General features: G+C 65.7%; 18 protein-coding genes. 13 read left to right on the top strand and 5 right to left on the bottom strand.

Going from position 1 to position 20,313, the window contains the following annotated elements; genetic code table 11:
- Positions 1–6: 6 nt before the first annotated feature.
- Positions 7–2,154 (bottom strand): glycogen debranching protein GlgX, encoded by a 2,148-nt coding sequence (gene glgX, locus CH286_RS24385; protein ID WP_037156182.1) that lies wholly within the window; start codon positions 2,152–2,154, stop codon positions 7–9.
- Positions 2,155–2,203: 49 nt separating this feature from the next.
- Here glgX and CH286_RS24380 point away from each other — a divergent pair, with 49 nt between their 5' ends.
- From CH286_RS24380 to CH286_RS24360, 5 genes are read left to right on the top strand one after another with little or no spacing between them, the layout of a single operon-like run.
- Positions 2,204–3,046, top strand: coding sequence for an ABC transporter ATP-binding protein (locus CH286_RS24380; protein WP_032403580.1), 843 nt, complete (start codon positions 2,204–2,206; stop codon positions 3,044–3,046).
- 50 nt (positions 3,047–3,096) lie between these two features.
- Positions 3,097–3,912 carry an NUDIX hydrolase gene (locus tag CH286_RS24375; protein WP_094610578.1) on the top strand — a complete coding sequence of 272 codons (816 nt, stop codon included), beginning with the start codon at positions 3,097–3,099 and terminating at the stop codon, positions 3,910–3,912.
- A 26-nt stretch (positions 3,913–3,938) separates the two neighbouring features.
- Positions 3,939–4,718, top strand: a complete 780-nt coding sequence (locus CH286_RS24370) for an enoyl-CoA hydratase/isomerase family protein (RefSeq protein ID WP_094610577.1) — start codon at positions 3,939–3,941, stop codon at positions 4,716–4,718.
- A gap of 58 nt (positions 4,719–4,776) precedes the next feature.
- Positions 4,777–5,829 (top strand): class I SAM-dependent methyltransferase, encoded by a 1,053-nt coding sequence (locus CH286_RS24365; RefSeq protein ID WP_032403129.1) that lies wholly within the window; start codon positions 4,777–4,779, stop codon positions 5,827–5,829.
- Between the two features lie 40 nt (positions 5,830–5,869).
- Positions 5,870–7,042 (top strand): THUMP-like domain-containing protein, encoded by a 1,173-nt coding sequence (locus CH286_RS24360; RefSeq protein ID WP_094610576.1) that lies wholly within the window; start codon positions 5,870–5,872, stop codon positions 7,040–7,042.
- Here CH286_RS24360 and CH286_RS24355 read toward each other — a convergent pair.
- A complete protein-coding gene (locus tag CH286_RS24355) occupies positions 7,030–8,352 on the bottom strand; it encodes an outer membrane protein assembly factor BamB family protein (RefSeq protein ID WP_032403131.1) in 1,323 nt (440 codons plus the stop codon). The genes CH286_RS24360 and CH286_RS24355 overlap by 13 nt on opposite strands.
- A gap of 148 nt (positions 8,353–8,500) precedes the next feature.
- Here CH286_RS24355 and CH286_RS24350 point away from each other — a divergent pair, with 148 nt between their 5' ends.
- Entirely contained in the window at positions 8,501–9,262 is a 762-nt protein-coding gene (locus CH286_RS24350) for an acyltransferase (RefSeq protein WP_032403132.1), read from the top strand.
- A gap of 57 nt (positions 9,263–9,319) precedes the next feature.
- Here the strand turns inward: CH286_RS24350 and CH286_RS24345 are convergent, their stop codons facing one another.
- The 3 genes from CH286_RS24345 to CH286_RS24335 are packed head-to-tail and all read right to left on the bottom strand — an operon-like array spanning position 9,320 to position 12,908.
- Positions 9,320–10,567, bottom strand: a complete 1,248-nt coding sequence (locus CH286_RS24345; protein WP_037155661.1) for a glycosyltransferase family 4 protein — start codon at positions 10,565–10,567, stop codon at positions 9,320–9,322.
- Positions 10,564–12,096: a 1,4-alpha-glucan branching protein domain-containing protein gene (locus CH286_RS24340; RefSeq protein WP_094610652.1), complete on the bottom strand. Its 1,533-nt coding sequence runs from the start codon at positions 12,094–12,096 to the stop codon at positions 10,564–10,566. Before CH286_RS24340 ends, CH286_RS24345 begins: the two co-directional genes overlap by 4 nt.
- 23 nt (positions 12,097–12,119) lie before the next feature.
- Positions 12,120–12,908, bottom strand: coding sequence for a class I SAM-dependent methyltransferase (locus CH286_RS24335; protein WP_080734605.1), 789 nt, complete (start codon positions 12,906–12,908; stop codon positions 12,120–12,122).
- 220 nt (positions 12,909–13,128) lie between these two features.
- Here CH286_RS24335 and CH286_RS24330 point away from each other — a divergent pair, with 220 nt between their 5' ends.
- The 7 genes from CH286_RS24330 (at position 13,129) to CH286_RS24300 (ending at position 20,229) form a co-directional block, all read left to right on the top strand.
- The gene (locus CH286_RS24330; protein ID WP_032376980.1) at positions 13,129–13,929 is read left to right on the top strand and encodes an electron transfer flavoprotein subunit beta/FixA family protein; all 801 of its coding nucleotides are present in this window, start codon (positions 13,129–13,131) and stop codon (positions 13,927–13,929) included.
- Between the two features lie 42 nt (positions 13,930–13,971).
- Entirely contained in the window at positions 13,972–14,928 is a 957-nt protein-coding gene (locus CH286_RS24325; protein ID WP_094610575.1) for an electron transfer flavoprotein subunit alpha/FixB family protein, read from the top strand.
- Positions 14,929–15,076: 148 nt separating this feature from the next.
- Complete coding sequence (locus tag CH286_RS24320) at positions 15,077–15,895, top strand: GNAT family N-acetyltransferase (protein WP_094610574.1); 819 nt, start codon at positions 15,077–15,079, stop codon at positions 15,893–15,895.
- The gene (locus tag CH286_RS24315; RefSeq protein WP_255182757.1) at positions 15,892–16,803 is read left to right on the top strand and encodes a lysophospholipid acyltransferase family protein; all 912 of its coding nucleotides are present in this window, start codon (positions 15,892–15,894) and stop codon (positions 16,801–16,803) included. The genes CH286_RS24320 and CH286_RS24315 overlap by 4 nt, the downstream gene beginning before the upstream one ends.
- A gap of 83 nt (positions 16,804–16,886) precedes the next feature.
- Positions 16,887–18,125, top strand: a complete 1,239-nt coding sequence (locus tag CH286_RS24310; RefSeq protein WP_094610573.1) for a cysteine desulfurase family protein — start codon at positions 16,887–16,889, stop codon at positions 18,123–18,125.
- Positions 18,125–19,213, top strand: coding sequence for a tRNA 2-thiouridine(34) synthase MnmA (mnmA, locus tag CH286_RS24305; RefSeq protein ID WP_037155651.1), 1,089 nt, complete (start codon positions 18,125–18,127; stop codon positions 19,211–19,213). Before CH286_RS24310 ends, mnmA begins: the two co-directional genes overlap by 1 nt.
- Positions 19,210–20,229 (top strand): methionine synthase, encoded by a 1,020-nt coding sequence (locus CH286_RS24300; protein WP_032376986.1) that lies wholly within the window; start codon positions 19,210–19,212, stop codon positions 20,227–20,229. Before mnmA ends, CH286_RS24300 begins: the two co-directional genes overlap by 4 nt.
- The last annotated feature ends 84 nt before the right edge of the window (positions 20,230–20,313 follow it).

Genomic DNA, 20,313 nt, shown 5'->3' with positions numbered 1-20,313 from the left:
CATGACCTACCTGCCCGCGCTGCGGAACACCAGCACCGTGGAGCCGGCCACCGATATCGTCGAACCTGCCTCCAGCGCAGCCGTATTCGACGGCACTCCGTCCGGGAACGAGGAGTCGAGTACCGGGACGAACCGGGACGTCGACCAGCTCGGGCAGGCAAGGGTGATCTCAGCGGGTCCGCCCGAGTGGAGGATCAATAGCGAACTCGCATCGTCGACCTGCCCGCCGTCCGAGTCGTAAGAGCGGACGTCGGAACCGTCGACCCACGCCGTGATCGTGCGTACCGAGTCGTCGTTCCACCGATCCGTATCGAATTCCCTACCGGCAGAGTCGAACCACACCAGGTCCGGTCGACCGGTCGGAGTGGCGCGGCCGGTGAAGAATTCCTGCTGTCTCAGCGTCGGAGCGCTCGCTCGGACACGGAGCAACCGACCGACGAATCGAATCATGTCCTGATCGGCGCTGTTCCAGTCGATCGCCCAGGAGTCCTCGATCGGTGAATCCTGGGGAACGCAGTACGCGTTGTTGTTGCCGGACTGCGTGTGGCCCAGTTCGTCGCCGGCCAGCAGCATCGGCGTGCCGGTCGAGAGGGTCAACGTGGCCAGGAGAGCGCGCACGTGGCGACCACGCGCGTCGAGTACGGACGGATCGTCGGTCTCGCCCTCGACACCGTGGTTGACCGAGGAGTTGTTGTCGGTTCCGTCTCGGTTCTCTTCGCCGTTGACTCCGTTGTGCTTTCGTTCGTACGACACCAGATCGCGGGCGGTGAATCCGTCGTGTGCGGTGACGAAGTTGATCGACGCCCACGGCAGTCGGCGGCTACCCGCGAACAGATCCTCGGAACCGGCCAGGCGGGAGGCCAGTTCACGGACGCCGTGCTGGCCCGCCCAGAAGCCTCGAACCGTGTCGCGGTAGCGATCGTTCCATTCCGACCACGCCACTCCGAAGTTTCCGACCTGGTAGCCGGCACCGGTAGCGTCCCAGGGCTCGGCAATCAGCTTGACCTGGGCCAGAAGGGGATCCACGGCTATCGCGGTCAGTAGCGGTGCGCGAGGATCGAATCGCCAACCACCGGGCCGGCCGAGAGTACTCGCGAGGTCGAACCGGAACCCGTCGACGCCCATCTCGTCGACCCAGTAGCGCAGACTGTCGCACACCATGCGCACGACCGCGGGCGACGCCGAGTCGAGAGTGTTGCCGCAGCCGGTCAGGTCGACGTCCGATCCGCGGCCGTCGAGAAGGTAGTAGCCGGGAGCATCGAGGCCGCGCCAACTGATCGACGGCCCGTCGACCGAGGACTCGCACGTGTGGTTGTAGACGACGTCGAGGATCACCTCGATCCCCGCGCCGTGCAACGCGTCGACCATGGTGCGGAACTCGTCGACCTCGTCGCCGGGAACTGCGGCGAACCGTGGATCCGGCGCGAAGTACGCCCCCGTCGAGTAACCCCAGTGGTTCCGCATTCCGCGGGCGCGCACACCGGGCTCGGTGAAGGTGGTGTGGACCGGTAGCAGTTCGACGGACGTGATGCCGATACGCGCGAGATGTTCGAGCACCGCGGGGTGAGCGAGTCCCAGATAGGTGCCGCGAAGATGTTGGGGGACAGCAGGATTACGAGCAGTGAACGATCCCACGTGCAGCTCGTAGAGAACGGTACGGTCCCAGGGCACGGACGGGCGCGCCGGTCGGCCGGCGTGAGCGAGAGGTGCGCGAACCACGGCGAGGGGGAGGTGCCCGAGCGAATCACGAGTGCTCGGCACCCCGAACGGATCGTCTTCGTAGGCCAACAGAGCCGACGGGTCTCCGAATTCTCCGCTGACCTGACGGGCGGAGGGGTCGAGCAGAATCTTCGCACCGTTGAATCGACGCCCCGCGTGCGGATCCCACCGGCCGTGCGCTCGGAAGCCGTATCGGTCCCCGGGTCGAACGCCCGGAACGAAGCCGTGTCGAACTCCGAACGTGCTGGTCGTCAGTTCTACTCGCCGTTCGCCGCCCTCGGGATCGATCAGGCACACCTCGACGCCGTCGGCCTCGGGCGCGTGGACTGCAAATTGAGTGCCAGTCGACATCACCGTGGCACCGAGGGGGAACGGCGATCCAGGTGGATTGGAGCCAGTTTCCTGGTCCTCTGTTCGATGGGCGCTGGCGGGCAGATCGTGATTGGGCGACACGCGTGCACATCCTGCCGTGAATGCAGGGTCGATGTGCGGGAAGATAGGCGTCGTGTCTGAACCGGATCCCGACCTGCTCGTAGATTTCACCGATGTCGTCGTTCGCCGAGGTGGTGTGACCTTGGTGGGGCCCGTCACCTGGAAGGTGGAACTGGACGAACGGTGGGTCGTCCTCGGACCGAACGGTGCCGGAAAGACGTCGTTGCTGCGTATCGCGGCAGCCGAGATCCATCCGACATCGGGTGTCGCCCACGTTCTCGGCGAGGTCATGGGCAAAGCCGACGTCTCCGAACTCCGGCCACGGATCGGGTTGTCGTCGTCCTCGCTGGCCCACCGCATTCCGGCCGACGAGCTCGTGTCCGATCTGGTGGTCTCCGCCGGATACTCCGTGCTGGGACGCTGGCGCGAGAAATACGACGCAATCGACACCGAGCGCGCTGTGGAGATGCTGGAAAGTCTCGGTGCCGAGCATCTCGCCACTCGCACCTACGGCACCCTCTCGGAAGGCGAACGCAAGCGGGTTCTGATCGCGCGTGCGTTGATGACCGACCCCGAACTGCTGCTGCTCGACGAGCCTGCGGCGGGTCTCGACCTGGGCGGTCGCGAAGAACTGGTGTCACGTCTTGCCGATATCGCCGCCGACCCGGATTCCCCCGCCACCGTGCTGATCACCCATCACGTCGAGGAAATCCCCCCGGGTTTCAGTCACGCGTTGCTGCTCAAGGAAGGCGGTGTGGTGGCCCAGGGGCTGGTGGACGATGTCATCACGGCGGAGAACCTCACCGAGGCGTTCAGCCAGTCGATCGCGCTCGACCGTGTCGATGGCCGCTTCTTCGCCCGTCGCACTCGGGCTGCCGGTGCGCACCGACGCTAGCGCTGGACCACCCCGATCTCGCTGAGCTGCTCAGCGGTACGTTGCCTTTCATGAGCTCGAACAGTGCTGCCGATCACGTACCTGCGCGTGACGCCTCGACAGTCATCCTGATCCGTGACGGACGCCTCCGTTCCGAGATAGAAGTATTTCTTCTCGAACGGGTGGGCGGAATGGCGTTCGCGGGCGGAATGACGGTATTTCCCGGAGGCGGAGTCGATCCATCGGACGCTGCGGCCGACGTGGGATGGGCAGGTCCACCCCCGACGTGGTGGGCCCAACGCCTCGGAACCGACGAGGGCAAGGCGCAAGCGCTGGTGTGCGCCGCGGCGCGCGAAACGTTCGAGGAGTGCGGTGTACTCCTGGCCGGGTCGGCACCGGATTCCATCGTTGCCGACACTGCTCCGTTCGCCGCCGAGCGAGGTCGACTCGAGCGCCGCGAACTCTCGTTCGCCGAATTTCTCACCGCACACGACCTGGTGCTGCGCTCGGACCTGCTCAGGCCATGGTCGCACTGGATCACGCCGGTGGGCGAAGCGCGACGGTACGACACCCGGTTCTTCGTCGCAGTGCTTCCGGAAGGCCAGAAGGCGGACGGGGAAACCAGCGAAGCAGCATCGGTGAGTTGGCTTTCGACCGATGATGCATTGGCGGACTGGCGAAAGGGAAACACCATCCTGCTCCCACCGACCTGGAGCCAGTTGGACGCACTGTCTCGGTTCGACACCGTCGCCGACGTTGTCGATCACGAACGTGACATCACTCCGATCCTGCCGATTCTCACCCGTGAGGACGGCGCGGTCCGGGTGATCTTCGACGGGGACGACGCGTACTACGCCGGAACGCGACATCCCTGGGCCGGTCGCTGAACTGTCGCCGGGTAGCCTTTCGGCCCATGGCTGAGTTCGTGAATCTCGAAGTATCCGACGGTATCGGCACCATCCGCCTGGACCGACCGCCGATGAATGCACTCGATCGTCAGATGCAGGAAGAGATTCGTTCGGCGGCTCGGGAAGCGACCGTGAACACCGACGTCAAGGCTGTCGTCGTCTACGGCGGCGAGAAGGTGTTCGCGGCCGGTGCGGACATCAAGGAGATGGTGGCGCTGTCGGCGGCGGAAATGGCGGAGATCGCCGGAGACCTGCAGTCGGCTCTGGGCTCGCTGAGCACCATCCCCAAGCCGGTCGTCGCTGCCGTGACCGGATACGCGCTCGGCGGTGGACTCGAGGTCGCCCTCGGTGCCGATCGTCGAATTGCCGGAGACAACGCCAAGTTCGGTGTCCCCGAAGTGCTCCTCGGTGTCATTCCCGGCGGCGGTGGCAGTCAACGACTCGCGCGGTTGATCGGCCCGAGTCGAGCAAAGGACATGGTCTTCACCGGCCGCTTCGTCGGCGCGGAGGAGGCCCTGCGGATCGGTCTGGTGGACGAGGTGGTGGCCCCCGACGAGGTGTACAACGCGGCGCGGGCGTGGGCCATGCAATTCACCACGGGCGCATCGCGTGCGCTCGCCGCCGCAAAAGCGTCGATCGACCAGGGACTCGACGTCGATCTCACCAACGGCCTTCGGATCGAGGCCCAGCAATTCGCGGCGCTGTTCGCCACCGACGATCGCACGATCGGGATGGAGTCCTTCGTGGCCGACGGCCCGGGCAAAGCGACCTTCACCGGCCGGTGACGCAATCCCCGTCGACCGACGGAGTTGTTTCACAGCTACCGGATAGTAGGCTCGCCTGATGACTGCAAGCCCCCACGACGGTGTGAATCGATCGATCTCCAGTGTGACGGCCCCGGCCGAGGCCGACGACCGGACGGTCGATCCCGCCCCGAACCCGCACGCCACTGCCGAACAGGTCGAGGCCGCGCGATCGGACACCAAACTGGCGCAGGTGTTGTACCACGACTGGGAAGCCGAGACCTACGACGACAAATGGTCGATTTCCTACGACGAGCGCTGCATCGACTACGCCCGCGGAAGGTTCGATCAGGCTGTCTCCGGGGATGCCGACGCGCAGGCCGCTCTGCCGTACGGCCGCGCCTTGGAATTGGGCTGTGGAACCGGTTTCTTCCTGCTCAATCTGATGCAGGCGGGTATTGCCGACAAGGGGTCGGTCACCGACCTGTCACCGGGAATGGTGAAGGTTGCACTGCGTAACGCCGGGCACCTCGGTCTCGACGTGGACGGCCGAGTTGCCGATGCCGAGACCATTCCGTACGACGACAACACGTTCGATCTGGTGGTCGGACACGCTGTGCTGCATCACATCCCGGACGTCGAGCAGTCCTTGCGCGAGGTGTTGCGCGTGCTCAAGCCCGGCGGGCGATTCGTCTTCGCAGGCGAACCCACCACCGTCGGCAACTTCTACGCTCGCTGGCTCGGACGCATCACCTGGGAAACGACCACTCGCGTGACGAAGCTGCCGTTCCTGGCGAGTTGGCGCAAGCCGCAGGAAGAGCTCGACGAGTCTTCGCGAGCCGCTGCGCTCGAGGCCGTCGTCGACCTCCACACATTCGATCCCACCGACCTGGAGAACATCGCGCTGTCGGCCGGTGCCGAGCGCGTGCAGGCGAACACCGAAGAGTTCGCCGCCGCCCTGCTCGGGTGGCCGGTGCGGACCTTCGAGGCTGCCGTTCCGGCGGGCAAGCTGGGCTGGAACTGGGCGAAGTTCGCCTTTGGCGGTTGGAAGACTCTGAGCTGGGTCGACGAGAACGTGCTGCAGCACGTGGTGCCGCGCGGGCTGTTCTACAACGTGATGATCACCGGCACCAAACCTGCTCCTCGAGCTTGATCGGCTCGGACCGCCGCAGACTCCGAGCTCGAGTCCGCTAGTGGGCTACGAGTTCACCGGCACCGACCTCGACTTCCTACGAAGCGAGGCCGGTGCCGGAGCTCTTGCTGCGGTCGACGCTCTCGACCTGAACGCTCGAACCTCGGTGCGGGACACAGCGTCGGTGCGCACTCGCTTCCCCGACCACGCGAGTGCCCTGATCGAAACCGTCACTGTCCGCCGCAAGGCCCGGGTGAAGTTGTTCGAGTCCGATCACTGGCTGGTGACCGACGACGCCGTCCAGCAAGCCACTCCGACACTCGTGGCGCGCAGGCGTGCCGAGCGACTGGCCGGTCGTCGAGTGCACGATGTCACGTGCTCGATCGGCAGTGAACTGGCCGTGCTGGTCGGATCGGCCGAGCTGGCGGTCGGGAGCGATCTCGACCCGATCCGGCTTCGGATGGCCGCACACAACGTGCCTGCTGCCACCCTGCTGCGGGCCGACGCACTGACACCGACGACGCGGGGGACCGTCGTCGTGGCCGATCCCGGCCGCCGAGCGGGCGGGCGGCGACGCCATGATCCGGCAGCGCTGCAACCTCCGCTACCGGAACTGTTCGACGCCTATCGCGGCCGAGATCTGGTCGTCAAATGCGCGCCAGGTCTCGACTTCGACGCTGTCGATTGGCCCGGCGAGATAGAGGTGGTCTCGCTCGACGGAGGAGTGCGCGAAGCCTGCCTGTGGTCGGAAGGGCTCAGCGAGAAGGGTATTCGGCGTCGTGCGGCAGTTCTTCGCTCCGATGGCAGCGCACTGGACATCACCGATGCGGAATCCGACGACATTCCGGTACGGCCGCCAGGGCAGTACATCGTCGACCCCGACGGGGCAGTGGTCAGGGCCGGTCTGGTTCGTCACTACGGTGCCAGATTCGGTCTGTGGCAACTCGATCCGAGGATCGCATACCTGACCGGGGATACGGTACCGGCGGGGGTACGCGGCTTCCGGGTTCTGGAGCAGTCCAAGTTCTCCGAGAAAGTGCTTCGGCAGCAACTGAATCGGATGGACTGCGGCTCGGTCGAGATACTCGTGCGCGGAGTGGACGTGGATCCCGCGATACTGCGGCCCAAGCTCAAGCTTCGCGGAAGCGTCGCACTCTCGGTGGTCATCACCCGCATCGATCGGTCCGCGGTGTCCTTCGTCTGCGCGCCCGGGGCGATCGATCAGCCGGTGTAGGTGAAGATCTCACCCAGGTAGCTCGCGGTGACGACCTGTCCGTCCGGCCCGATGGACGTGCCGACGGTGCCGCCGACGACGTCGGGAACAGGCTGCGAGTCCACCGTGTTGCCGGTAGCCGAATCGAACGTGAGCAGCGCCAGTCCGTCGCCGTCGCGGACGACGGTATGGCCGCGGCCGTCTGCGGATTGTGCTGCTGTTCCCGCTTGTTCGATGTCGTCGCGCACCCACACCCGCTCGACGGAATCGCCGTTGTCGCGCAATCCGACCAAGGTGCCGTCACCGCCGGCGGGGACGATGGTGCCGTCCGCGGCGATCGACGGGGACGCCCCGACTCCGAGTCCGGTGCCCTCGGTCCACTTCTGCCGCCCGTCCGCGGTGTCGAACGCGGTCAACCGGCCGTCGACGTCGGCCACGTAGACCGTCGACCCGTCCTCGGACAGCACCGGAGACGACGCGACTCCTGCGGGCAAGAGGTCCGAGGACCAGCGTTCGGTGAGTCCGGGGGAGCCATCGCGGTTGTACTGCAGTGAAACGAGTTGCGGCGCAATCGAACCCGGACGCCACAGTGTGAGATAGATCGCTCCGGTTGCGGTGTCGACCGCGGGTGCTGCTGGTACGACGCACTCCGACCCTCCCGCACTGCACTCGGCGAGCCCGGTGTCGACCGGCTGAAAATCGGAGTTCGGATCGGTGAGGAAGTTCGGCGTCGGAACGAGGTCGAGGATGGGCACTCGAAGCTGCCCGTTCTGGGTGTCCAGAACGCTGACCTGACCCATCTGGGTCACCGAGAGCACGCTCCCGTCGCCGAGGAACTGAGCCGACTTCGGTACCCCGTACACCGGTGTCCGCCAACGAAGTTGCCCGTGATCGTTGTACGAGTTCATGCCGCCGTCGTCACCGATGTACACGTTGATCGCGGAGTCGACGGTAGGCGTTGCCGTCACGACCGATGGTCCGACGCGATTGCACCAGCGCTTGCGAGCGGAGTCGATCTCGAAGGAGAAGAGGTTGCACCCGGATTCGGTGGCTGCGGTGACGAACATCTGGCCGGTCGAGCCGATGGACACCGGAGAGCTCACGGTCCCGCCGGTGGGCCGGGTCCAGTCCAACGTGAGGGGAGAGTCGACCGACACTGCGGTCGATCCACTGTTGTGCGCGTTCGCGTGGGAGGCGGGCCACGAATCGGGTGAGAGTGGTTCGATGGCAGCGGTGTCGGAACTGCAGCCGCTCAGGGTCACCAGCACAACCGCAGCGGCGAACGCAGTGACCTTTCTGCCGGTCCTGCCGTGGGCACTGACGCCGTGCATCGATCGCTCCCCATGAGGTCTTCCGTGCCCGACGCGGTGCCGGGGCGTCCTGTTCTCCTGCGCCGACTGGCAACAGTCGACAGGCAACCCTAGCCCGCCGACGGGTGCCGGCAGAGAGCGGGCGAACGAGAAACTAGGGTGAACGACCATGACGAGTATGTGGAACGCGCCGCTGCGGACACGCTGGCGCGGGTCGAGACGACGCGATACAGAGCAGGCGCGTTTCCTGACGCGTGCGTCCCTCGATTGGGTGCTCGCGAACAAGGCGTACACGCCCTGGTATCTCGTGCGGTACTACCGACTTGCGAAGTTCAAGATGGCCAATCCGCACGTGATTCTGAGGGGCATGGTGTTTCTCGGCAAGAACGTCGAGATCCACTCCACCCCCGAGCTCTCGCGTCTCGAGATCGGACGCTGGGTACACATCGGCGACGGCAATGCCATTCGATGCCACGAGGGTTCGCTGCGGATCGGTGACAAGGTGGTGTTCGGCAAGGACAACGTCGTCAACACCTACCTCGACATCGAGATCGGCGCGTCGACGCTGGTGGCCGACTGGTGCTACATCTGCGATTTCGATCATCGGATGGACGATGTCAACATGCCCATCAAGGACCAGGGAATCGTGAAGGGGCCCGTGCGAATAGGGCCGGACACCTGGATCGCCGCCAAGGTGACGATTCTGCGTGAGACCAGGATCGGGCGCGGCTGCGTGCTCGGTGCCCATGCCGTGGTCAAGGGCGAGATCCCCGATTACAGCATCGCCGTCGGTGCACCGGCCAAAGTTGTCCGCAACCGTAAGGACGCGTGGGAAGCCGGTGCTGCAGATCGCGCGAAATACATTGCGGCGCTGGAGGACATTGCACGCAAGAAGGCCCTCGGTCAGGCCGAGGCGGCGCGGGAGAGCTGACACCGAGGTGCACGGAACATCGTCGCCCACTACGAAGTTCTGTGCACGTCGGGCGGCTCAGGTACGGCCGGGGAGAGCGCGTTCGACTATGTGCGGACGGCCCAGCGGATGGCGAACCTTACGCTTGGCCTCCAGGTAGACCCGCGCCGTCGACTCGGCGACGTGTTTCCAGTCGAAGTCGACATCGAGGCGTTCTCGAGCCGCTACCGCCCGTTCCTGCGCGGCGTCGGCGTTGTCGAGCACCTTCCGCACGGCCGCGGCCAGTCCAGCGACGTCCGCGGGCGCGAAGGACAGACCCGTGACACCGTCGACGATTGCTTCGCCGAGTCCGCCTGCGGTGGACGCGACCAACGGTGTGCCTGCGGCCGCGGCCTCGAGGGCGATGATGCCGAACGGTTCGTATCGGCTCGGCAGGACGATGGCGTCGGCTCCGTGCAGCCAACCGAGCAACTCGGTGTGGTCCAGGTTGCCCAGGAACGACACTGCCCGGCTCACCCGGTGCGTGCGCGCCAGCCCCGCCAACCAAGCGAACTGCGTTCCCTCACCGGCGATGTGCAGAGTGGTGCCCGGGTGGCTCCGCCGAATACGGGGTAGGGCGGCAATTGCGTCCTGGATGCCCTTCTCGTATTCGAGCCGGCCTACGTAGAGCAGCTTCGCGGGCTCGGATCGGGGCTCTCGTCTTCGGAAGCTCCAGGTGGATCCGTCGATTCCGTTGCGAATGACCGAGACTGCCGACTCGGACACACCGAACAACGCGGTCACCTCGTCTCGCATCGACGCCGAGCAGGTGATGACCGCATCCGAGTCGTTGGCCAGCCACCATTCGACGGAATGCACCTGACGGTTGACGGGACCGGAGATCCAGCCACTGTGACGTCCGGCCTCGGTCGCGTGGATGGTCGACACGAGAGGTACGTCGTAGAACTCGGCCAGAGCGATGGCGGGGTGCGCAACGAGCCAGTCGTGGGCGTGGACGACGTCGGGCTGCCAGCCCTCGCCCAGCCCCGGCTTACCCAGCGCGACACCCGCCCGGACCATCGCGTGACCCATCGCGAGGGTCCACGCGAGCATGTCTTCCCCGAAGACGAAGTGAGCCGGGTCCTCCGCGACGGCAACGACGAGCACGCCGTCCTCGATGTGATGCGAGGTCGGGTGCGTGGCGGCGTCGGTTCCGGTGGGTCGACGCGACAGGACGACGACCTCGTGTCCGCAGCGGACCAGCTCGGTCGCCAGGTGATGGACGTGGCGACCGAGTCCGCCTACCACCACGGGTGGGTATTCCCACGACACCATCAGAATCTTCATCGACGTCCCCCTGCAGTTTCAGGCTCGCTGCCACTGTGCGCACCGGGTAGGCGGCGCGCGTCCAACGCGGGGAACAATCCGTCCGCGCGGTTCCACTGCCTCGCCAGTTCGGCCGCCCGGGTTGTCGAACCGCCGACGGCCGCGGCAGCGATCTCGCGCAGAGCGTGCGCGTGGACGTGCGCGCGTTCCCGCGCATAACCGGCGGCGGAGTCCTTGCTGACCATGAATGCCCAGTCGCTGGCCACTGCCATCAGTGTCTCACGCAGTATCTGATCGCTGACCCGATTGCGTAGTTCCGGCCCACCGTTGCTGGGTCGGTGCTCCCGAGCGGAATCGACGGCGTCGAGCGCGGTCCGGGAGACCTCGGAATTGAGCGCAACCAGGTCGGCGACATCGTCTCCTGCCCACACTCGCCAGTCCTTGCCCGATCCCCACGAGGAATCCTGCAGTTCGAGCGGTGCACCGACGTACCCCTGCTCGCGTGCGTCGTTCAGCGTGCCGACGGTGATTCCGGCGGCCGGGAGTGCGCGCATGAGCTTCTCCAACCACTGAGGGCCCTCGTGCCACCAGTGTCCGAACAACTCGGTGTCGAATGCGGCCACGACCAGAGCGCCACGGCCGATCCGATCCGATTCCGAGACCAGGCGTCGACGAACCACCTCCACAAAGTCTTCGACGTGGCGATCCACCGTTGCCGCAGCCCGTGCGGGATCGTAGGGAGCCTTGTCGTTCGAGGCGACCGTGCGGCCGGTGACTCGGGCGGGTTTGAGACCGGTGTCGTGATCGTAGGTGTGGAAGTCCCGATAGGCACCGTGTCCCGGATAACCCGATTTGGGTGACCAGACGCGATAGCTGACCGGAAGATCTCGGCCGAACGCGACGACGTCCGAATCCCACACCGGCCTGCCGAGGGAGGTGTCACCGCGCATCGCGGGGCCGTCGACCATGAAGTGCGAGACCCCGGCCGCCGCGTACTCGGTTTCCATGCCGGGTGTGAAGCCGCATTCCGGTGCCCAGATGCCCGACGGGGCGGTGCCCCAGCGTGCGCGAGCGTCCAGCAGGCCCTCTCGGAGGGAGAATTCACGCAGACGCGGATGGAGCAGTGGCTGGAACGGGTGCGCGAGCGGGCCGCCCAACAACTCGACCGTCCCGGCGTCGAGCAGCGGCCGAAGCACCGCGGAGCCGCCATGTCGCCACCGGGTCTCGAATTGTCGGAGGGCAGCGGCCGCACCTCGGTGTTCGCGAACGGACAGCGCGCGATCGGCGGCTTCGTGGGCGCGCAATTGCCAATTTCCGAGCCAGTGATGCATACCCGACAGGCAGTGTGGATCGTCGAGTTGGGCGGCCAGAACCGGGGTGACACCGAGCGAAAGCACATCGGTGTGTCCGTCGTCGGCCAGTCGCTCGAGGGCCGCGGTGAGCGGCAGGTAGCAGTCGGCCCAGGACTGGTACAGCCATTCCTCGCCGACGGGCCATCTGCCGTGATTGGCCAGCCAGGGGAGGTGGGAGTGCAGCACCAGAGAGAACATGCCCGGCACGGTGGTGCCGGATGTCACCCGATCACCGAACTCGAGCTCTTGTTGGCGATTGCAACCAGGTCGAGGCTCTCGTCGATGCGGTCGGCGGCGATCTCGAAGTCGTCGATCGTGATCGCCGCGACGTCCTCGGCAAGCTCGGTCGGCCACGGCTCGCCTGCCAGAGCCCGTTCGATCTGCGCGTCGATGAAGGAGCCACCGTGTTTGGCATCGAGGGCGGCCAGCGTACTGCCGTGTCGGACCCCGGTGAGTTGGGTTACCTCGAGGCGAGCGTCGACGAGAAGTTCGGTCAGCTCGGCGGCGTCGAGTTCGCGGGTGTGGAACGGGTTGAGCGGTGTGTCGCGGCCCGGCGAGAACGTGATTCGGTTGGGTGTGCTGATCAGGAGCGTCCCGCCGGGTTTCAGAATCCGGTGCACTTCGGCGAGGAACGCGCCTTGGTCCCACAGGTGCTCGATCACTTGGAAGTTGACGACGACGTCGACGGTGGAATCCGCGAACGGAAGGCGGTCGAGGTTGCCGCGCAGCATTGTCACCCGGGGGTAACGCGCGCGCACGTGCGTGGCCGCAGAGGCGTCGTAGTCGAGACCGATGACATGCGTTGCAACGTCGGCAATCATGTTGGCTCCGTAGCCTTCTCCCGATCCGGCCTCGAGTACGGTGCAGTCTCGGCACCGCTCGACCAGAGCTCGATAGACCACCTCGTGTCGGCGGAACCAGTAGTTCTCCTCGGCGATACCCGGCACTGTTCTCTCGCCGGTGAGGGGGAGTGGTTCCGGTACCGGTGCCTGAGCCGAAGAATCGTTCACCGACGGAAGGTTAGTGGAGGCGTAGGAGAGGTAAGCCAACGTGGTCTCCGTAACAGTCGGGGCGCAGATGTATGGTCGGACGGACGAGGAAGTAAGTTACCCATGAGTAACTACGGTGAGGTAACCTCGTCCCAGGCCGTAGAACTGCACCACCAGAACTGCACGAACCGTTAGAACACTCACGATCAGCAGAACATGACCAGGAGGTCGACGCAGACCCATGACGAACATCGTTGTTTTGATCAAGCAGGTTCCAGACACGTGGTCCGAGCGCAAGCTCACCGACGGTGACTACACCCTCGATCGCGAGGCCGCCGACGCCGTCCTCGACGAGATCAACGAGCGGGCCGTCGAAGAGGCATTGCTCATCAAGGAAGCCCAGGGCGGTGAGGTCAAGGTGCTGTCTGCAGGCCCCGATCGCGCCACCGATGCGATTCGCAAGGCGCTGTCGATGGGTGCAGACAGTGCAGTGCACCTCAACGACCCGAGCCTGCACGGCTCCGACGCCATCCAGACCGGGTACGCCCTGGCTGCGGCGTTGGGCAACGTCGCATTCGAGAACGACGAGCCGGCCGATCTCATCATCGCCGGCAACGAGGCCACTGACGGACGCACCGGTGCAGTCCCCGCGATCATCGCCGAATACCTGCAGATCCCGGCACTGACGCAGCTGCGTAAGCTCACCGTCGCCGACGGCAAGGTCACCGGCGAGCGCGAGACCGACGAGGGCATCTTCGGCCTCGAAGCCACGCTGCCCGCCATCGTGAGCGTCACCGAGAAGATCAACGAGCCCCGGTTCCCGTCCTTCAAGGGCATCATGGCCGCCAAGAAGAAGACGGTGCAGACCATCACGTTGGCCGACATCGGTGTCGAGGACGGCATCGTCGGAGTCGACAATGCGGGCACGACGGTTACCTCGTCGACCCCCAAGCCTCCCAAAACTGCCGGCGAGCGGCTCACCGACGAGGGCGACGGCGGCGACAAGATCGCCACCTACCTCGTAGGCCAGAAGATCATCTGATCCCGCCCCACCGAGCAATCGAAGACAAACGAGGAGCAAGTCATGGCAGAAGTACTCGTGCTCGTGGAGCACGTCGAGGGAACACTGAAGAAGGTCAGCTCCGAGCTGATCACCGCCGCTCGCGCACTGGGTGAGCCGTCCGCGGTCGTCACCGGTCCGGTCGGCACCACCGACAAGGTCGCCGACGCGCTGGCCGAAGCCGGTGCCGAGAAGATCTACGCCGCCGAGTCCGACGACATCGACGGATTCCTGGTCACGCCGAAGGTCGACGTGCTGTCGGCACTCGCGGAGTCGGTCTCGCCTGCGGCGATCATCACCGCGGCCACGATCGAGGGCAAGGAAGTTGCGGGACGGCTCGCAGCGCGCCTGGGCTCGGGGTACCACAACGACGTCGTGTCGTTGAACGACGACGGCAGTGCCGTCTACTCGATCTTCGGCGGCGCGTTCACCGTCGAGGCCAAGGCCAACGGCGACGTTCCGGTCGTCTCGCTGCGTCCCGGCGCAGTCGAGGCCGAGCCGAAGGCCGGAGCAGGAACTCGCGAAACCGTCGAGGTCCCGGCGCAGGAAGACGGCACCGTCAAGGTCACCTCGCGTGACCCGATCGTGGGCGGCGACCGTCCGGAGCTCACCGAGGCGACGGTCGTCGTCTCCGGTGGACGTGGCGTCGGCAGTGCCGACAAGTTCTCGGTCGTCGAGGAGCTCGCCGATTCACTCGGTGCCGCAGTCGGTGCCTCGCGCGCCGCCGTCGACTCCGGTTACTACCCGGGCCAGTTCCAGGTGGGCCAGACGGGTAAGACCGTCTCCCCGCAGCTGTACGTTGCACTCGGCATCTCCGGAGCCATCCAGCACCGGGCCGGAATGCAGACCTCGAAGACCATCGTCGCAGTGAACAAGGACGAAGAGGCTCCCATCTTCGAGATCGCCGACTACGGCATCGTCGGTGACCTGTTCAACGTCGCGCCGCAGCTGACCGACGCAGTCAAGAAGCACAAGGGATAGCGACAGTCGCTGTTCTGCGAGAAGGCCCTCACCGCGTCGACGGTGGGGGCCTTCTCCCGTGAGTCGGGGCAACCTTGTTCATGCAAACTCTTCCGACACGTTCCCCTGTCGACGCTCGGTAGTCTTCCTGGCTCGTTAGACACACCTCATGACCACTTCCGTCATGAGCTCGACTGCATCGATCGTCCCGGCCACCGACCGCTATTCACTCGTGTTGTCCACCGACCCGGAGCACCGACTCGCGGCGCAGCGTTTGCGCTACGACGTGTTCGCGTCCGAGCCGGGATTTGCTGTTCCCACCGACCCCGACGGCCTCGACGCCGATCGGTTCGACGAATTCTGTGACCACCTTCTCGTCCGTGACCGGTGGACCGACACGTTCGTCGGCTGCTACCGCATGTTACCGCCACCGGCTGCGGTGGCCGCAGGCGGCTACTACACGGCAACCGAATTCGATATCTCCGCACTCGATCCCGTCGGTATGAACATCGTCGAAATGGGCAGAGCCGCAGTGCATCCCGACCATCGATCCGGATCGGTTCTCGGCCTGATGTGGGCGGGAATACTGCACTACCTCGATGTGACGGGGTACGAGTGGGTGATGGGCTGTGTGTCGGTTCCCATGCAATCCGCACCGGGTGAACCTCTCGGGGCCAATGTCCGAAGCGTTCGAGATCGCCTGTTGGACAAGCATGCAACGACGCCCGATCGACGGGTCCGGCCCTACGCTCCGGTCGTCGTCGACGGAGTCGACCTGGTCGACATCGCACCTGCGAAGCGAACATCCATGCCGCCGTTGATGAACGGATACCTCCGACTCGGGGCCTCCATCTGCGGTGAGCCTGCACACGACCCCGATTTCGGTGTCGCGGATTTTGTGGCGCTGCTCGGACTGCACGAGGCCAATACCCGCTACCTCGATCGGTTACGTTCGGCTGCAACGACATTCGAGTCGGGTGCCCGGTGACGCAGCCGATCGCGCACGCTCATGCGTGGATGCCGTCGTCGCCGTGCGGTGACGGTTGTCTACCGAAGAACCCGCCGACGGTGAGACGGATCGTTCTCGTCCTGCGCGTCGTGCTGGCACTGACTGCGTTCGGATTGCTGCCGGTGTTGGTCGTACTCGGCGTGCCCTTTCCTCGGGTTCGTCGTTCGCTGACGCGTCTCGGCTCTCGAATGCTGTTGCTGGCCATCGGCATCGACCTCACAGTCCTCGATGCCCGCTCGGAACGGGAACGATCTCGAACATCCGGGGGAGCTCTGCATGTCTCCGGGCACATCTCCTGGACCGATGTCGTTGTGCTCACCGCTGTCCGGCCCTCGACCTTCGTTGCGCGCGCCGACCTGGTCGACTGGCCGGTGCTCGGACGGCTGGCACGGGCCATGAAGGTGCTCCCCATCGATCGAGCCCGCCTGCATCAGCTGCCCGGTGTCGTCGAGCAGGTGGCCGAACGAGTCCGAGCAGGTGGATCGGTCGTCGTTTTCCCCGAGGCCACCACCTGGTGTGGCCGCGCCTACGGCTCGCTGCGCCCGGCGTTGTTGCAGGCGGCCATCGATTCCGAGACCTGGGTGCAGCCGATCCGGTTGCGGTACCTCGACCGAACCGGAGAGCAGACCACCGCGACCTGCTTCGTCGGAGACGAAACCATCGGCGCGTCCATCGGCCGGATCTTCCGACTTCGAGGACTGCGGGCGGAAGTGGAGTTCACGGCACCGGAGGCACCCGGCAGCGACCGGCGCGACCTCGCTCGCCGCTGTGAGGTGGCAATTCGTCGCGACGACGTATACGACCCCACAGTGCACCAGGTCACAGTGCACGAGGTGGTGGCCGAAGCCGAGCGCCGCCCGAGTGCGCCGACGGTTGCGGCAGCCTGACCGAAGCGTCGACCGACGTGAGTGCGGACCCGCCTTGCGCAGGTAGGTCCGCGCTCCGGGCAGCGGGTATCGTCTAGCCTGTTATGCCTTCTGTGCGCAGTACGACTGCTACCGTCCCGTCTCGGCCACCGGTGTACCTCGATCACGCAGCAACGACCCCGATGTTGCCGAGTGCGATCGAGGCGATGAACTCTGTGTTCACCACCGTCGGAAACGCGTCCTCGCTGCACACCTCGGGCCGATCGGCCCGGCGTCGGGTGGAGGAATCTCGCGAGTCGATAGCCGCGGACCTCGGCGCGCGCCCGTCCGAGGTGATCTTCACCTCCGGTGGCACCGAAAGCGACAACCTCGCCGTGAAGGGCATTTTTGCCGCGCGCCGTGACTCCGACCCCACGCTGACGAGAATCATCGCCAGCTCGGTCGAACACCATGCCGTACTCGACGCCGTGGAATGGCTGGTCGCCCACGACGGCGCGGTTGTCACGTGGCTCCCGGTCGACACAGACGGACGGGTGACTCCTGAGGTATTGAGAGCGGAACTGGCCCTGCACGCGGACGAGACTGCCCTCGTCACCGTGATGTGGGCGAACAACGAGATCGGTACCGTCATGCCGATCACCGAGCTGGCAGCCGTCGCCGCCGAATACGGCGTCCCGATGCACAGTGACGCGATCCAAGCTGTCCCGCATCTGCCCGTGAGTTTCGCGGACAGCGGTCTGTCTGCGCTGAGCATCGCCGCGCACAAGTTCGGTGGACCCCAGGGCGTCGGCGCACTCCTGCTGGGTCGTCAGGTTTCGTGTGTTCCGTTGTTCCACGGCGGTGGCCACGAGCGAGACGTGCGTTCGGGCACTCCGGATACCGCAGGCGTCGTCGCCATGGCAGCTGCGCTGCGGTCGACCACCCAGAATGCGTCACGGCACCGTGCCGAACTGAGTGCATTGCGTGATCGGTTGATCGCCGGAATTCGAGACGCCGTTCCCGACGTCATCCTCAATGGTCCCGAGGGTGACGACCGGTTGGCAGGAAACGTTCATTTCACGTTTCCCGGCTGTGAGGGCGATTCGCTGTTGATGCTGCTCGACGCCGCGGGAATAGAATGCTCGACGGGCTCCGCCTGTACTGCGGGCGTGGCCAGTGCCAGCCACGTACTGATCGCGCTCGGCCTCGATCCTGGCGTGGCCCGTGGATCGTTGCGGTTCTCCCTGGGGACCGGATCGTCCGATGAAGACGTCACCACTGTGCTTGCGGCGCTGCCGCAGGTCGTCGAACGTGCTCGTGCCGCCGGATTGGCCGGCGTCGGAGCTCGAGGAGGAAATCGCTGATGCGTGTTCTGGCTGCTATGAGCGGAGGAGTCGACTCGGCGGTGGCCGCGGCTCGTGCCGTGGACGAAGGCCACGATGTCGTCGGCGTTCACCTGGCCTTGTCGACCGCTCCCGGTGCGCTTCGCACGGGTTCGCGCGGCTGCTGCTCGAAAGAGGACGCCGGTGACGCTCGCCGGGCCGCCGACGTGCTCGGAATACCCTTCTACGTCTGGGATTTCGCCGACCGATTCAAAGAGGACGTCATCGACGACTTCGTGGCGTCGTACGCAGCGGGCGAAACTCCCAACCCCTGCTTGCGGTGCAACGAGAAGATCAAGTTCTCCGCGCTGGCGGACCGGGCTCTTGCACTGGGCTTCGACGCCGTGGCCACCGGACACTATGCCCAGCTGCACGACGGAGTGCTACGCCGGGCCGTGGACGCGGACAAGGACCAGTCCTACGTCTTGGCCGTGCTCAACCAGGGCCAACTCTCGCGTGCGATGTTCCCCATCGGCGACACTCCGAAGTCCGAGATCCGCGAGGAGGCAGCCGAGCGCGGGTTGGCTGTTGCGGACAAGCCGGACAGTCACGACATCTGCTTCATCCCCTCGGGAGACACACGCGCGTTCCTCGGCGCACACATCGGAGTGCGCCCGGGCAAGGTCGTCGACTCCGACACCGGAGTCGAACTGGCCGACCACGACGGTGTGCACGGTTTCACCATCGGACAGCGCAAGGGACTCGGAGTCGAAGGGCCTGCCGCCGACGGCCGCCCGCGCTATGTCACCTCGATCGAGCCCGAGAGCGGCACCGTCATGGTCGGTTCCGCGCAGAAGCTCGATGTCTGGGCCATCAGCGGAGACCGTGCGGTGTGGACCGAAGGCGTTGCCCCGACCGGTCCCATCGAGTGCGTCGTCCAAGTTCGCGCGCACGGCGGGCTGACCGACGCCGTCGCCGAGGCAGTGGGCGACGGGGTGGAGATCCAGTTGCGCGCTCCACTCACCGGAGTTGCCAAGGGGCAGGCAGCGGTGTTGTACCGCAAGGACATTCACGGAGACATCGTCATCGGTAGCTCGACCATCTCGGGCACTCGATCCGAGCGCGAGTGACCGCGAGCGATTTCGCAGGACTGGCAACCGGTATCGGTTCCTGGCCGGGTACCGACATCCGTGAGGCTGCCGCAATCGTCCTCGGTGAGTTCGACGAGCTACCGCACATCGTCGAGCTCCCGGCACGCGGACTGGGTGCGGACACGATCGGGCGCACCGGAGCCATCATGGTCGACGTCGAACTCGACGTGCGCACGTCCGGATATCGGGTCGTGCCACGTCCGATGCTCGCCGGTCGTCGAGCCGGCGATTTTCTCGCCGAGGACCTCGATGTGCTCGAGGAACTGTGGGAGGTCTCGGGGCTTCGCGGCAGCGGCCGCACGATCAAGGTTCAGGCCGCTGGACCGTTCACGATGGCAGCCAATGTCGAACTTCGGCACGGGCATCGGGCTTTGACCGACCGGGGAGCCGTCCGGCATTTCACGGAAGCCCTCGGTGAGGGTCTTCGGGTGCACTGTGCGGAGGTGGCGCGTCGGCTCGGCGTCGACGTCGTGGTTCAGCTCGACGAACCCAGTCTCGCAGCCGTTCTGGCCGGCAGCCTGACGGGAATCACCGGGCTCGATACCGTGCGTTCGGTTCCCGAACCGGACGCACTCGAACTGCTCGACTCGCTCATGGAGACCATTGCGCTCCCAGTCGTGGTGCATTGCTGCGACTCCGATGTCCCTTTCGATCTGCTTCGCCGCTCGCGAGCTGCTGCGGTTGCCGTGGACGCGACCGGACTGCGCCGCACCGACTTCGACGGGATCGGCGAGTTGCTGCAGACGGGAAAGACGCTGATGCTCGGCTTGATTCCAGCGGCGGCCCCCGAGCGGCCCACGGGTTGGCGGGAACTCGCGGAGCCGGGTGTGACCTTGATCGACCGCCTCGGGTTCGATCGTTCTGTGCTCGCATCACAGATTTCGGTGACGCCCAGTTGCGGTCTGGCCGGCAGCACGCCGGAGTGGGCCCGTCGCGCAACAGGACTCGCCCGCGACGTGGCCGCCGCATTCGCCGACTCGCCCGATTCGTTGTGAGATCGCACAGTCGCTTCGAGTGACCGGGCACTGACTCCTCCACCTCGCGCCCCACGAGTATTGGGACGTCGAACAGGTGTGACA

The organism is Rhodococcus sp. WWJCD1, assembly GCF_002258735.1.
Taxonomy (GTDB): Bacteria; Actinomycetota; Actinomycetes; order Mycobacteriales; family Mycobacteriaceae; genus Rhodococcoides.
The sequence above is the reverse complement of the archived record's forward strand: the minus strand, read 5'-3'. Positions and strand labels throughout refer to the sequence as shown.

Coding starts and splice junctions, on each gene's coding strand:
- CH286_RS24355 (WP_032403131.1), bottom strand. CDS start 8,352: ATGCACGGCGTCAGTGCCCACGGCAGGACCGGCAGAAAGGTCACTGCG.
- CH286_RS24340 (WP_094610652.1), bottom strand. CDS start 12,096: ATGTTCTCTCTGGTGCTGCACTCCCACCTCCCCTGGCTGGCCAATCAC.
- CH286_RS24370 (WP_094610577.1), top strand. CDS start 3,939: ATGGCTGAGTTCGTGAATCTCGAAGTATCCGACGGTATCGGCACCATC.
- CH286_RS24320 (WP_094610574.1), top strand. CDS start 15,077: ATGACCACTTCCGTCATGAGCTCGACTGCATCGATCGTCCCGGCCACC.
- CH286_RS24310 (WP_094610573.1), top strand. CDS start 16,887: ATGCCTTCTGTGCGCAGTACGACTGCTACCGTCCCGTCTCGGCCACCG.
- CH286_RS24350 (WP_032403132.1), top strand. CDS start 8,501: ATGACGAGTATGTGGAACGCGCCGCTGCGGACACGCTGGCGCGGGTCG.
- CH286_RS24330 (WP_032376980.1), top strand. CDS start 13,129: ATGACGAACATCGTTGTTTTGATCAAGCAGGTTCCAGACACGTGGTCC.
- CH286_RS24325 (WP_094610575.1), top strand. CDS start 13,972: ATGGCAGAAGTACTCGTGCTCGTGGAGCACGTCGAGGGAACACTGAAG.
- CH286_RS24365 (WP_032403129.1), top strand. CDS start 4,777: ATGACTGCAAGCCCCCACGACGGTGTGAATCGATCGATCTCCAGTGTG.
- CH286_RS24380 (WP_032403580.1), top strand. CDS start 2,204: ATGTGCGGGAAGATAGGCGTCGTGTCTGAACCGGATCCCGACCTGCTC.
- mnmA (WP_037155651.1), top strand. CDS start 18,125: ATGCGTGTTCTGGCTGCTATGAGCGGAGGAGTCGACTCGGCGGTGGCC.
- CH286_RS24345 (WP_037155661.1), bottom strand. CDS start 10,567: ATGAAGATTCTGATGGTGTCGTGGGAATACCCACCCGTGGTGGTAGGC.
- CH286_RS24375 (WP_094610578.1), top strand. CDS start 3,097: ATGAGCTCGAACAGTGCTGCCGATCACGTACCTGCGCGTGACGCCTCG.